This window comes from Nonomuraea solani (assembly GCF_900108335.1).
Classification (GTDB): domain Bacteria; phylum Actinomycetota; class Actinomycetes; order Streptosporangiales; family Streptosporangiaceae; genus Nonomuraea; species Nonomuraea solani.
Map to the genome: position 1 here is coordinate 214,795 of NZ_FNVT01000021.1, position 13,938 is coordinate 228,732.

Annotated in this window: 9 protein-coding genes and 2 rRNA genes; 6 read left to right on the forward strand and 5 right to left on the reverse strand. The window is 69.1% G+C overall.

Annotated elements, in window-relative coordinates:
• Positions 1 to 163 precede the first annotated feature (163 nt).
• Complete coding sequence (locus tag C4V41_RS48390; protein ID WP_103962809.1) at positions 164 to 1,480, reverse strand: KamA family radical SAM protein; 1,317 nt, start codon at positions 1,478 to 1,480, stop codon at positions 164 to 166.
• Positions 1,481 to 1,657: 177 nt separating this feature from the next.
• Here C4V41_RS48390 and C4V41_RS48395 point away from each other — a divergent pair, with 177 nt between their 5' ends.
• From C4V41_RS48395 to C4V41_RS48415, 5 genes are all read left to right on the forward strand, one after another.
• Entirely contained in the window at positions 1,658 to 2,215 is a 558-nt protein-coding gene (locus C4V41_RS48395; protein WP_235030854.1) for a DUF1707 domain-containing protein, read from the forward strand.
• A 150-nt stretch (positions 2,216 to 2,365) separates the two neighbouring features.
• Positions 2,366 to 3,385 carry a phosphate acyltransferase PlsX gene (gene plsX / locus C4V41_RS48400; protein WP_268808851.1) on the forward strand — a complete coding sequence of 340 codons (1,020 nt, stop codon included), beginning with the start codon at positions 2,366 to 2,368 and terminating at the stop codon, positions 3,383 to 3,385.
• A gap of 41 nt (positions 3,386 to 3,426) precedes the next feature.
• Positions 3,427 to 5,802, forward strand: coding sequence for an HAD-IC family P-type ATPase (locus tag C4V41_RS48405; RefSeq protein ID WP_103962811.1), 2,376 nt, complete (start codon positions 3,427 to 3,429; stop codon positions 5,800 to 5,802).
• Positions 5,799 to 7,526, forward strand: coding sequence for an arginine--tRNA ligase (gene argS, locus C4V41_RS48410; RefSeq protein ID WP_103962812.1), 1,728 nt, complete (start codon positions 5,799 to 5,801; stop codon positions 7,524 to 7,526). Before C4V41_RS48405 ends, argS begins: the two co-directional genes overlap by 4 nt.
• 119 nt (positions 7,527 to 7,645) lie before the next feature.
• On the forward strand, positions 7,646 to 8,977 hold the full coding sequence (locus tag C4V41_RS48415; RefSeq protein ID WP_235030855.1) for a hypothetical protein: 1,332 nt from the start codon (positions 7,646 to 7,648) through the stop codon (positions 8,975 to 8,977).
• Between the two features lie 557 nt (positions 8,978 to 9,534).
• On the opposite strand, the gene C4V41_RS48420 is transcribed toward C4V41_RS48415, so the two are convergent.
• A complete protein-coding gene (locus tag C4V41_RS48420) occupies positions 9,535 to 9,918 on the reverse strand; it encodes a cell division protein SepF (RefSeq protein ID WP_103962814.1) in 384 nt (127 codons plus the stop codon).
• Positions 9,919 to 10,086: 168 nt separating this feature from the next.
• Between C4V41_RS48420 and C4V41_RS48425 the strand changes: the two genes are divergently transcribed.
• Positions 10,087 to 10,851 carry a PhzF family phenazine biosynthesis protein gene (locus C4V41_RS48425; RefSeq protein ID WP_103962815.1) on the forward strand — a complete coding sequence of 255 codons (765 nt, stop codon included), beginning with the start codon at positions 10,087 to 10,089 and terminating at the stop codon, positions 10,849 to 10,851.
• Between the two features lie 712 nt (positions 10,852 to 11,563).
• On the opposite strand, the gene C4V41_RS48430 is transcribed toward C4V41_RS48425, so the two are convergent.
• The 3 genes from C4V41_RS48430 to C4V41_RS48450 all read right to left on the reverse strand — a co-directional run.
• A complete protein-coding gene (locus C4V41_RS48430) occupies positions 11,564 to 12,178 on the reverse strand; it encodes an MBL fold metallo-hydrolase (protein WP_103962816.1) in 615 nt (204 codons plus the stop codon).
• A gap of 1,445 nt (positions 12,179 to 13,623) precedes the next feature.
• Positions 13,624 to 13,740 (reverse strand): 5S ribosomal RNA (gene rrf / locus C4V41_RS48445).
• 71 nt (positions 13,741 to 13,811) lie between these two features.
• A 23S ribosomal RNA gene (locus tag C4V41_RS48450) occupies positions 13,812 to 13,938 on the reverse strand; the annotation flags it as partial.

Sequence of the window (13,938 nt, forward strand, 5' to 3'; positions counted from 1 at the left end):
AAGACAAAACAGGAAATAAATGGGTCTTGTTTCCGATATTCGCGCACGGCGAGTGCGCGGCGGAGAGTAGCACCCCAGCGGCCCGCGAACAAAGAGTCGCGTAAAACAATGTCACGGGCCGGGGGCACGATTTTTCCGGTCGCGGTGGACGCGCGCGGCCGGATCAGACGGGTAGCAGCGCTTCCGCCGGTTCGAACGGAAAACGATCGGCGAAGGCCGGTCGCAGATCCGTCAGCCATACCGCGCTCGGGTCGTAGCGCGCGAAGAAGGGGCGCCCGACGAGCGACGGGTCGCGCGCCTGGATGAAGTGGAGCATGAAGACCTGCTCCCCCGCGATCTCCATGACGCCGTCGACGCACACCTTGCCGGGTGTGGCCGACATCGACGGCCCGCGCACCGTGCGGCACAGACCCGAGACGCTGGAGTAGGCGTCCCTGAAGATCTCGTACGCGCGCGCCAGCGGGACCGCGAAGTAGTCCTGTGGCCCGGTGTCGCGCTCGACGAACATGTAGTAGGGGATCATCCCCATCCGTAGCTGCCGGCGCCACATGTCCGACCACACGGCCGGGTCGTCGTTGATCGACCTGATCACCGGCGCCTGGGTCCTGATCGTGGCCCCGCTGCCGAGGATGCGTCTGACGGCCGACTCGACCAGGGGCGACTCCAGCTCACGCGGATGCGTGAAGTGGGCCATGAAAGCGAGGTTCTTGCCGGAGTTGACCACCTCCTCGAACAGGCCGAGCGTGGCGTCGGCGTCAGGGTCGGTGGTGAAACGCTGCGGCCAGTAGGCCAGCGCCTTGGTGCCGATCCTGATGGATTCCAGTTGCTCCAGCCCGAGCAACGGCTCGATATATCGCCTGATGACGGGCTCGCCCATGATCATCGCATCGCCGCCGGTGATCAGGACACTGGTCACCTCGGGATGCTGGCGGATGTAGCTCACCATCTGGCCGATGTCGTCGGAGGCGAACTTCAGGTCCGCGTCGCCGACGAACTGGGCCCAGCGGAAGCAATAGGTGCAGTAGGCGTGACAGGTCTGCCCTTGCTTGGGGAAGAACAGCACGGTCTCCGCATATTTGTGCTGCATGCCAGGCACCGGCTCGTCGCCCATCTTCGGGACGTTGAGCTCTTTCTGGCCTGCGGGGTGCGGGTTGAGCTGTGCGCGGACGCGGTTGGCCTCCGCCTGGATCTCGGCGTTCGGCGCCTCGGCCTTCAGCAGGTCCGCCAGCCGCGCGACGTCGGCCGCCGGAAGCATGTCCGCCTGTGGGAAGACCAGGCGGTATATGGGGTCGTCGGGTGCGGCCGACCAATCTATGAGTTCATCCACGACGTAGGCGTTCGTCCGGAAGGGCAGCACCGTGGCGACCGCGCGGACCTTCAACCGCTCGTCGTCCCCCAGCCCCGCACGCTGCAGTAGCTGGTCAAGGTGCTTGGACGTGTACGCCCGGAAGCGCCGCGTGCCTGCCTGGTTCAAGATCACTAGGCCGTTCCCATCTTTTTTGTTCGATCGGGTGTAAACCTCACGACCCCGTCGCGCGTCTACGGTTCTTAATACCCGGACGCGTGCACCGTGTTCCCGGTTCCGCTGGGCTCCAAGTTTTCCTTGAGGTTTGCCGACACTCGCGACATATCGTGAATGCGGCTAGAATCCCGTCTTGTGACCGATGCTCCGGATCTGCGCGCCTCAGACGCCGACCGCGACCGCGTGGCCGCGGCGCTGGGCGAGGCACTCGCGACAGGACGACTCACCAGCGTCGAGCACGCCGACCGCCTGGACGTCGCCTACACGGCCACGACGGTCGGCGAACTCGTCCCCCTCACCCGGGATCTGCCCGAGGTGTCCGGCTCCGGCGTGCCCTCCACGCTCGAACGTCAGGCCATCAACTCCGCGTTCAGCAAGATCGTCCGGAAGGGCCGCTGGGTGGCCTCCCGTCACCTCAGGCTGGGCGCCCGGTTCGGCGCGCTCATCATCGACCTGTCGGACGCCGTGCTGCCCGGCCGCGAGATCACCATCGAGACGAACGCCCGGTTCAGCAAGATGATCGTCCGGGTCCCCGACAACGCCAACGTGATCGACGAGGGCGGTTCGATCTTCGGCAAGCGCAACGTGACGGGCGGCTCCCAGGCCGACGGCCCGCTGATCAGGGTGACGGGGACGTCGATGTTCTCCAAGGTGATCGTCTGCCGGGCCAAGGACGACTGGAACCTGCACTAGGCCTGGCCAGGACTGGAACCGGCCATCAGGGGAACCAACAGGGCCTACCCGCCGGTTAACCTGACACCTGCCTTTCCTGCGATGCGGACATACCGAGCCCGCGTTCCGGTTAAGCCGTGACGGCGGGCTCGATGCCGTACGAGGTGATCATTGTCCGAGAGCAGGCCCATCGCGCTCGACGCCATGGGTGGCGACCACGCCCCGCACGAGATCGTCGCGGGAGCGGTGCACGCGGTACGCGAGCGCGGCCTGTCCATCGTGCTCGTGGGCTCACCGCGCGTGCTCTACGAGGCGCTCGCCGACCACGACGCCACCAAGGAGATCCCGATCGTCCGCGCCGAGGAGGCCCTGGCCATGGACGAAGGCGCCCTGGCCAGCCTGCGCCGGCCGCGCTCCAGCATCGCGGTCGCCTGCCACCTCGTACGCCGCGGCGACGCCGGCGCCGTCGTGTCCGCGGGCTCGACGGCCGGGATCGTGGCCACCGGCCGGCTCCGGCTCAAGGGCCAGCCGGGCGTGCTCCGACCGGCCATCGCCGTTGAACTCCCCACGCTCCCCACGCCCACCGTGCTCCTGGACGCGGGCGCCAACGCCGAGGTCAAGCCGGAGATGCTGGTGCAGTTCGCGCACTTGGGAGCCACGTACGCCGAACTCGCCCACGGCGTCGAGGCCCCCAAGATCGGCCTGCTCACGATCGGCAGCGAGGCCGAGAAGGGCAACAAGCTCGTCAAACGCGCCCACGAGTTGCTGCAGGGCTCCACCGGCCTCCACTTCGCCGGCAACGTCGAGGGCCACGACCTGCTGACCGGCAAGGTGAACGTGATCACCACCGACGGGTTCACCGGCAACGTGGCGCTGAAGACCATGGAGGGCGCCGTCCGCTACGCGTTCGCCGAGCTCAGGGAGAGCATCGAGGAGAGCAGGCTGGCCCGGCTCGGCGCCGTCATGCAGCGCTCGCGCATCCGCGAGCTGCGCCGCCGCCTCGACGCCGAGGCGCACGGCGGAGCCCTGCTGCTCGGCCTGAACGGCACCGTCGTCATCGCCCACGGCGCCTCCAGGGCCCAGGGCATCAGCGCCGCCTGCCGGCTCGCCGCCGACCTGTCGGAGGCCGGGATCGTGAACGCGATCGGCGACCGACTGGCCGCCTCAAGCCGCTCACATCGGCTGTGGTGACACCGTAGGGTGAGACCCGATCCACACAAACGGGGGGTTATGTGGACGGGGTCACCTCTTTAGCGCGGGGGCTCACTTCGGCCCAGGTGGTGGGGGCGAAGACCAACGACGTGCCGCGCCGCTCCAGCCGGTCGCTGAGCGCGATCGTCAGGGCGAACGTCTTCACCCTGTTCAACCTGGTCATCGGCGTGCTCTGGGCGCTGATCCTGATCTTCGGCGAGTGGCAGGACAGCCTGTTCGGGCTGGTCATCGTGGCCAACATGCTGATCGGCATCGTCCAGGAGCTGCGCGCCAAGCGCACGCTCGACAAGCTCGCGGTCATCAACGAGGCCCCCGTACGCGTTCGGCGCGACGGCGCGGAACGCCAGGTGCCGCCCCGCCAGGTGGTGCTCGGCGACCTCATCCTGCTCGGCCCCGGCGACCGCCTGCTGGTCGACGGCGAGGTCGCCGAATCCGACGGGCTGGAGGTGGACGAGTCCCTGCTGACCGGCGAGGCCGACCCCGTCCACAAGCGGCCCGGCGACGAGGTGCTGTCGGGCAGCTTCGCGGTGGCGGGCACGGGCTCGTTCGTGGCCACGAAGGTCGGCACCGACGCGTACGCCGTGAAACTGGCCGAGGAGGCCAGCAAGTTCCACCTCGCCCACTCGGAGCTGCGCACCGGCGTGGCCGACTTCATCAAGTACATCACCTGGCTCGTCATCCCGATCGGCGCCCTGCTGATCCACAGCCAGCTCAGCAACTCCATCGACCTCCGCACCGCCATCACCGGCGCGGTCGCGGGCATCGTCACCATGATCCCCGAGGGCCTGGTGCTGATGACCTCGATCGCGTTCGCCGTCGGCGTCGTACGCCTGGGGCGGCGCAAGTGCCTGGTCCAGGAGTTACCCGCGATCGAGGGGCTGGCGCGGGTGGACGTGCTCTGCCTGGACAAGACGGGCACGCTGACCGCCGGCGGCATGGACCTCGACGAAGTGCTGCCCGTACGCGACGACCTGCCGGTCGATGCCGCCCTGGCCGCGCTGGCCCACCTCGACGGCCGCCCGAACGCCACCGCCCAGGCCATCCAGGTGCGCTACCCGGCCGCTCATGACGGGTGGAAGGCCGGTGACACCGTGCCGTTCTCCTCGGCGCGCAAGTGGAGCGGGGCCGACTTCGGTGAGCGCGGCGTCTGGGTGCTGGGCGCGCCCGACGTACTGCTCCAGGACGGCGACGCCTACGACAGGGCCGCCGAGCTGGCCGCCACCGGAACCCGCGTACTGGTCCTCGGCCGGACCGCCGGCTTGGCGGACGGCCTGGCGGGCGAGCCGGGCGACCGGACCGGCGGCGAGGTCGGCGTCGCGCCCGTCGAGGCCGTCGCGCCCGTCGCACCTGTCGAGGCGGTCGCGCTCGTCACGTTCAAGCAGCGCGTCAGGCCCGACGCCCACGAGACCCTGCGCTACTTCGCCGAGCAGGGCGTGACGGTCAAGATCATCTCGGGCGACAGCCCGGTGGCGGTCTCGGCGATCGCGACCGGCCTGGGCGTCCCCGGCGGCGACCGCGCGCTCGACGCCAGGACGCTGCCGCACGACGACCCCGCCAAGCTCGGCGAGCTGCTCGACGGCCACACGGTCTTCGGCCGGGTCACCCCACGCCAGAAGCGGGAGTTCGTCCGCGCGCTGCAGGCCCGCGGACACACCGTGGCCATGACCGGCGACGGGGTCAACGACGTACTGGCGCTGAAGGAAGCCGACCTGGGCATCGCGATGGGCGCGGGCAGCCCGGCCACCAAGGCGGTCGCGCAGGTGGTCCTGCTGGACGACAGGTTCGCCACGCTGCCGCACGTCGTGGGCGAGGGCCGGCGGGTGCTGGCCAACATCGAACGCGTCGCCAACCTGTTCCTCACCAAGACCTTCTACGCGATCGTGCTGTCACTGCTCGTGGGGGTGGCCGGGGTCATGTTCCCGTTCGCGCCGCGCCACTCGACCCTGGTGAACGCGCTGACCATCGGGGTGCCCGCGCTCTTCCTCGCGCTCGCTCCCACCCTCGAACGAGCGAAGCCGGGGTTCGTGCCCCGGGTGCTGCGCTTCGCCGTACCGGCTGGAGTGTTGTGCGCGGCGGCGGTGCTGCTGTCATTCTGGGCCGCGCACAGCGACACCTCTACCCTCCTGGAGGACCAGACCTCCGCCGTGATCGCGCTCTTCCTCACCACCTGGTGGGTGCTGGTGCTGATCGCCAGGCCGCTCAACTGGTGGCGGGTCGTGCTGGTCGGCGCCATGGCGGTGACGTTCGCGATCGGGCTGACGCTGCCCTTCGTCAGGGAGTTCTTCGCCCTCGAACCGGGCGACCTCGGCAAGGATCTGACGGCCGTCGGCATTTCGATCTTGGCGGCCGTAATGATAAGCGTCGCGGTCAAGGTCGCCGGTACCCTTAGGACATGACCGACCCGCAGCTTGTGCTCACCGAGCGCGTCCAGCAGGCGCTGGCCCGCGCGTTCGGCTCCGAGCACGCCGACGCAGATCCGCTGATCCGGCCCTCCCAGTTCGCCGACTTCCAGGCGAACGTCGCGATGAGCCTGGCCAAGCGACTGCGACGGGCGCCGCGCGAGGTCGCGGAGGCCATCAAGACGGAGCTGTCCGACTTTCCCGGCACGGTCGAGGTCAGCGGCCCCGGCTTCCTCAACATCACCCTCGACGACTCGTGGATCGAGTCCGAGGCCCAGCGCATGCTGGCCGACCCGAGGCTCGGCGTCGGCACGATCACGCCGGCGCAGACCGTGGTGATCGACTACTCCGCGCCCAACGCGGCCAAGGAGATGCACGTCGGCCACCTGCGCACCACGATCGTGGGCGACTCGCTGGCGCGCCTGCACGAGCACCTCGGCAACACCGTCATCAGGCAAAACCACCTGGGCGACTGGGGCACGCCGTTCGGCATGCTGATCGAGCACCTGCTCGACATCGGCGAGGAGGCCGCGGTCGCGCAGCTCGAGGCCGGCATGGGCACCGAGTTCTACCAGGCGGCGCGGGTCAAGTTCGACGGCGACGAGGCGTTCAAGCAGCGCGCGCGCGTGCGGGTGACCACGCTGCAGTCGGGCGACGCCGAGACGCTGCGCCTGTGGCACGTGTTCATGGACGCCACCGTGCGTTACTTCAACAAGGTCTACAAACTGCTCGGCGTCACGCTGACCGACGCCGACATCGCCGGCGAGAGCATGTACAACCCCATGCTCGAAAAGACGTGCGACGACCTGGAGACCTCGGGCACCGCCGTGCTCAGCGAGGGCGCGCTCTGCGTGTTCCCGCCGGGCTTCACCGGCTCCGACGACAAGCCCCTGCCGCTCATCATCAGGAAGAGCGACGGGGGTTACGGTTACGCCACCACCGACATGGCGGCCATCCGCTACCGCGTCCACGACCTCAAGACCGACCGCATCCTCTACGTGGTGGGCTCCGAGCAGGCGCTGCACTTCCGGATGGTGTTCGCGGGGGCGCGGCTGGCGGGCTGGCTGCCCGACACCGTATCGGCCGAGCACGTCCAGATCGGCATGATGCTGGGCAAGGACGGGCGCCGGTTCAAGACGCGCTCCGGCGAGTCCACCAAGCTGACCGACCTGCTCCACGAGGCCATCGACCGGGCCACGGCGGCGATCGCCGACCGGGGCTACGACGAGGCCACCACGAAGGAGATCGCGCAGGCCGTCGGCATGGGCGCGGTGAAATACGCCGACTTGTCGGTCAGCCACGACAGCGAGTACATCCTCGACTTCGACCGCATGCTGGCCTTCACCGGCAACACCGGCCCCTACATGCAGTACGCGACGGCGCGAATCCGCTCGATCTTCCGCAAGGCGGGCATCACCCCCGCCGAGGCGACCGGCCCCATCGCGCTGGGCGAGCCCGCCGAGCGCGCGCTGGGCCTGCACGTGCTGGGCTTCGGCGAGCTCCTCGCGCAGGTGGCCACCGAGTCCGAGCCGCACCGGCTGTGCGCCTTCCTCTTCCAGACCGCGAGCCTGTTCAGCACGTTCTACGAGGAGTGCCCGGTCATCAAGGACGGCGTAGACCCGGCGGTCAGGCAGCAGCGGCTGTCGCTGTGCGCGCTGACCCTGCGGGTGCTGGAGACCGGGCTCGACCTTCTGGGCGTCCCTGTCCCCGAGCGCATGTAACAGGCAGTCGTCTCAAAGTGTCCCGTTCCGTCGTGGCGCGCCTCCACCGGGTTGGCGCGCCCTTCCGGTTAGGCTTTACGCGGTCATGAATTGAGGCCGAAATGGGGGAGTTCTCTGCCTTGAGCACGGACCTGACTGCGAGCCCCCAGGCAGCGACGGAGTTGCACCGCTACGCCGAGGCGCTGCTCGCGCACCTGGCCGCCAACGGCACCGCGCCTCCCGCCGCACCGGGCTTTCGCGACGTACCCGGCTACTGGCTGCCTCCGGCCGTCGAAGCCCTGGTCGCCCTTCTCGGTGGCGACGACCCACTCGAACCGCTGAGCAAGGCCGCCGGGCGCGACCAGCAGCAGACCGCGCTCTTCCTCTGCCTGGCACTCGCCGTGTCCGGGCAGGGCAGCCGCATCCACGCCTCCTGGCTCGGCACCGCCTTCGGCGAACTGTCGCTCGAACGCCCGGTCTCCCACGGCCAGCGCTCCCTCTGGCTGGCCGCCGCCCGAGGCGCCTACGGCCCCGCCGGCAAGATCTTCGTCCTGCGCAAGCTCGACGCCGCAGCCATACCCGAGCACGCCGACCCCGAGCAGTGGGTGCAGGCGCTGGCCCCGGGCGAGCCCGCGGTCGTCATACCCCCTTCGCTGGCCGACTTCCCGGAGATGGCGGAGATCCCCGAGCTGGCCAGGCCCGCCGTGGCGGCTGCCCGGCTGGCCAGGCTGCGCGGGCGATGCGCCGAGATCACCTCCGCCCGCCAGGCCGACCACGACTCCTCCGCGCCGCTCGACAACAGCTCGGCCGCCCCGGCCGCCGCCTGGGCCGAGGACGAGCCGCTCGCCGTGCTGCGCACGCTCATCGGCCAGGGCGGCCCCTCAGGGCCGATGGCCTCGCTCAGCTCCTACCTGCTCGACGACCTGCGCCCCGGCGCAGACCCGCACCTGGCGGCCATCGCGCTGCACGTGGCGGGCCCGATCCTGCGCGGCGTCGCCGAGGAACTCGAAGCCGACAGCAGCCTGGCGCCACCGGCGACGCTGACGGTGCCACTGCTCGGCCACCGCATCCACCTGCAACCCGAAGGCCCCGACCCGGTGTCGCTGGCCGCCGCCGAGGAGTCGATCGTCACCGAGGGCGTCGTGCCCCGCGGCCGCCCGTGGGCCGCCGTGGTGCTGATCGTCGTGGGCGTGGCCTGCCTGATCGGCGCGGCCTTCGCCAGCACCCTGCTCGCCGCCGCCGGAGTCGCCATGGCGGGCCTGGCCGGCTGGCAACTCTGGCAGCGCCGCAAACTCGCCGAGGCCGACGCCCAATACGTGGCTGGCCAGGTCAACGAACTGAAGGAGCTGGCGGAGGGGGCGGTGTGGGCCCTGCACGCGTACGCCCGCGAATCAGACGCCCGCGCCGAACAGGCCACCGAAGACGCAACCGAACTGACCCGCCTGATCCGCCGCGGCCCCCGCGCCGCCTGACCGGACGAACACGGCAACCCCACACCACTCACCCGGCCGACCACCGCAGCCACATGCCGCCTGAGCCGGCCGATAGCCAGACGCTGCCCAACCCCAGCCGACCGCCACAGGCGCAGTCACACGCTGCCTGGCCGCATCCGAACACCGCAGCCACACGCTGCCTGAACCTCACCGGAACACCGCAGCTCGCAGAAGGCCGTCCAGGCCTCACCTGGACAGATACAGCCGACTCGACGTCTAGCCGCTTCTTCCTTCCCGGCCCGAACACTGCTGGAGCCCTGCCCTGGGCACCCACCGCAGACCTGACCCTGACCTGACCGGTAGTTCACGGCCCACGCGCTGCTCGAAACCTGCCCGACCGGACACAGCCGACCCAACTTGGCTGCTTCTCCACGGCCCGAGTGCTCAGTGACCCACGACCTGCGCGTTCCCTGAGCCCGGCCGGGAACCTGAACTCCAGAACCCTGAAAGTCCGGAAGCTGGTCGCCAGACTGCCGCCCTTCCGGCCGAGGGTGCCAGAGACGGCGGGTCGCGCTGCGCAGACTTCCTACCTGCCGCTACTGGACCTCGATCTCCACGTGAGCCGGCGCGAGCAGGAAGACGCGCTCAGCGATGCGCTCGATCCGCCCCTCGCAACCAAAGGCCAGACCGGCCGCGAAGTCGACCATCCTCGTCGCCTCGGACAACGGCATGCCGGTAACATCCATGATCACCGTCTGTCCGTCACGGAAATGCTGACCGATCAACGGTGCGTCGTTGTACTTGAGCGGCTGGACCATCACGATCCGCGACGAGTCGACGTTCGCGCGCCACCGCCTGGCGGCCCGCTCGGTCGCGGGGACGTACTCGTCCTCGTAGTGCTCGTCGTCGTCGTAGCTCTCGTCGTAGTGATCGACCCCGCTCAGGCCAAGGTAGCTCACCACCTTGCGCACTGCCCCCATCGGCTTGTCCTTTCCTCAGGAACAGACCGTAATCGGCACGTCCCTACACATTGGACGGTAACCGACGATTCCGCATTCGCCACGCGACACGCCCAGCGCTAATTCCATTTTGTACGGCTTGCAGCCTGCTTGCAGCTGGATATCCGACCCCCGTATACCATCGGCCACATGCGCCTCTTCACCGTGGACGCCTTCACCGACACAGCTTTCAAGGGTAATCCCGCGGCGGTCTGCCTGCTGGACTCTCCAGTTACTGACCGGTGGATGCAGAGCGTAGCCACCGAGCTGAACCTGTCCGAGACCGCCTACCTGCAAGGCGATTCGCTACGTTGGTTCACTCCCGCCGTGGAGGTCACTCTCTGTGGCCACGCGACCTTGGCGACCGCGCACGTGCTCTATTCGACCGGCGCCGCGACGGGGCAGCTCGAATTCTCGACGGCCAGCGGCACGCTCACGGTGAATCGCCGTCCCGATGGCATGATCACAATGGATTTCCCGGCCAAGCAGACGACCTCTGCCCCGGTTCCCGACGGCTTGGAGAAAGCGCTCGGCACGACCCCGGTGAGCGTCCAGAAAAGCGCCCTTGACCTGGTAGTGGAGCTGGAGTCGGAGGAATCCGTCCGAACCCTGACCCCCGACATCCCGGCCCTGGCCGCCGTGGACGCGAGGGGCGTCATCGTGACCGCGCGCGGCACGGAGACGGACTTCGTCTCCCGCTTCTTCGCCCCGAACGTGGGCGTCCCGGAGGATCCGGTTACGGGCTCGGCGCACTGCGCGCTGGCGCCGTACTGGTCGGCCCGCCTGGGCCGCACCTCGCTCGTCGGCGCCCAGCTCTCGAAGAGGGGCGGCATCGTCCATGTACGTCACGCGGGGGATCGCGTCCACCTCGCGGGTCATGCGGTCACGGTCATGTCGGGCACGCTCCACCTCTGATCCTCACTCCAGCCACGCCTCTACCTAAGGTCCTCTGCCGCGAGAGCCGCAAAGTAGTCATCAAAGATCAGAAGAAGACACCAAAACCCCCACCCTCCCTTTACTCCCCCTTGCCCATCCCTCTCACCCTCAACCCTGCCATCGGGCGATCCTCGGATCCTTCGTAGCAAGGGGCCCGACGCAACGCCGCCGCCATGAGCGCGAGGGTGATGGCATCCCGTGGGGTGATGTGCAGCCAGGTGATCAACAGCCGGGCTCCTGCTTACGTGATGTGCTCACCTTTCGGAGGTGACACATACGGGCATGCCCCGCGCGGAGTTCCCTGGCGGCGCATACGGGGATGCCCCGCGCGAAGTTCCCACCTGGAGATCCCCACGCAGGTAGCAGCGGACGGCCGACAACCAATGGCCGCCGAAAGCCGGCCACCAGCGGCCGTCGGACCGCCGACGGTCCAACGGCCGATAGCTGACGATGAGATCGCCGGATGTCGGCGTACGAGCTGACGTGCACAGCCAAGGACGAGTGAACGGGACGTGCACAGCGATATCGGGCGCGTCAGATCGAGCCACCGAAGAGGGCTTGCTCAGGAGAGGTCTATGGTCAGACCGGCGGTGGCGATGCCGATCGGGCCGTCGTATTCGGCCCCGGCGGCGACTTGGGCGGCGGTGACGTCCGTACCTGGCTGCAGGTGCGTCAGCAGCAGCCGCCGGACCTACGCTTGCTCGGCTTGCCGGCCTGCCTGGTAGGCGCTCGACAGGTGGCCGCGGGAGTCCTGCGGGACCTGGTCCACGAAAGTGGACTCGGCCAGCAGCAGGTCAGCGCCGCGCGCCAGGTCCACCAGAGCAGGGCTCGGGCCGCTGTCACCGGTGTAGGCCAGCACCCGCTCCCCGGCCGCCAGCTGCACGCCGGCATTGGGCACCGAGTGCGGCAGCCGGCAGGTGCGCGCCCGGAACGGGCCGAGGTCCAACCGGTCCCCGGCAGTGAACTCATGCAGAACGTAGGCGCCGGCCAGCATCTGCGGACGATCCAGCGCCAGTACCGCATCCAGGGCGCCGGGCAGCGCGTACACCGGCAACGGCGCCGGTGGATAATCACGCAACGTACGTGCCCGCAGCAGCGGGTTCAGGTCGGCGCAGTGATCGGGATGTCCGTGGCTGACGAACACCGCGTCGACCTGATCGGTGCCGATGCGTTCCAGCAGCCGCGGCACCGTCGCATATCCGGGGTCGACGAGCAGCCTGAATCCGTCATGCTCGACGAGGTAACCGCTGCAGGCCTGACCCGCCCCTGGCCACGCACCACATCCGCCCAGGATTGTCAGCAGCATCCATGGACTGTAACGGCTGGCCTTATGAGTGGCGCCGAGTGGTACACATTCGCTCGAACCTGGTTGTGTACGTCAGCCCGCACGCCGACACCGGTAGCCGGATGGCCAACGAGCGGACAACTGGCAGGCCGGTAGCCACGGGAGGTGGCCGGATAGGCGGATGGCCAGCGGCCGATGGGCGGTCGCCGGTCGGCTGGCGGGCAGGCGGCTGGCGGCTGGCGGCTGGCGGGCGGTAGCCGGGCGGTCGGTAGCCGGATGGTCAACGGCCGCCGGGCGGTTGGCTGGCGGGTGGTGGCCGGTAGCCATGGGCGGTGGCCGGATGGCGGATGGCCGGCGGTCGGCTGGCGGCGGTCGGCTGGCGGGCGGTGGCCGGTGGTCATGGGCGGGCGACTGCCGGACGGTTGCCGGTAGCCGGAACACCGGTAGCAGCGGGCGGCCGGCAACCCAACGGTGGACGAGAGCCAGCCATCAGCGGCCGTTGGACCGCCGATGGCCCAACCAACGGTCCAACGGCCGATAGCAGACGGTGAGATCGTCGGCGAGCGGTGGCCGGATGGCTGACGAGCGGACAACTGGCGGGCGGTAGCGGAGTGGCCGGTGACCGTGGGCGATAGTCGGCGGGCGATGGGCAGCGGGCGGTAGCCGACGGATCGCCGGGCGGATGGCAGATGGTGAGATGGTCAGCGGTGAGATCGCCGGTGGCCGGATGGGCGGACGACAGATGACCGGCGGGCGTGGCCGGATGGCCGACGGCCGATGGGCGGCTAGCTGGGGGCGATAGCCGGATGGTCGATGGCCATGTGCGGTGCCCGCGTGCGGTGGCCAAGGGGTACGACTGGCGGGCGATGGCTGGCGAGCCGGTGGCCATGGGCGGTCGCCGGATGGGCGGACGGCGGACGAGCGGACGGCGGATGGGCCAGCGGACAGTAGCCGGATGGCCAGTGGCCGATGGGCGGTTGGCTAGCGGGCGGAGGCCGGTGGCCGGCGGCCGGCGGCCGGCGGGCGGCGGCCGGCGGCGGGCGGGCGGCGGCCGGCGGCGGGCGGCGGCGGGCGGCGGCGGGCGGCGGGCGGCGGGGAAATGGTTGGGAGGATGGCGGAAAATCGGACGGCCGACGGTCGACTGCGGATTCGGGGGCTTCAGATGGCCAACGGCAGGCGGCGCGTTTCCGGTGGTCGGTTTTGGAAAGTCCGGGCACTTCAGCGTGTCTGTGCGGGCGGCCGGTTGCCCATATCCATCGGTGTGGGCATCGGGACCGCGTGTCTCAGGAGCACCAGCAGCCACTCGCGCGTGCGAACTGTAAGGTCTTCCCCACTCCCCGGAGCCGAGGCGCTGTGCGACGCCCTCCAGAGCCTTCCAGGGCCGTTCCGATGTGGGTTGAGGACCAGCGCATCGTCTGGGAACGCAAAAAGGCCCCGACCGAAGTCGGGGCCTTTTCAAAAAGATTGTCCGGCGGTGACCTACTCTCCCACACCCTCCCGAGTGCAGTACCATCGGCGCAGAGAAGCTTAACTTCCGGGTTCGGAATGTAACCGGGTGTTTCCTTCCCGCCATAACCGCCGTAACCCTATGAAACTGACAAGCAGATCTGCTTGTTGTTTCAGAATTGCCTAGTGGACGCGAGCAAGATGCTTTGTGGTCAAGTCCTCGGCCTATTAGTACCGGTCAGCTCCACACGTTACCATGCTTCCACCTCCGGCCTATCAACCCCATCGTCTATAGGGAGCCTTACCCACTCTCGTGGTGGGAGACCTCATCTCAA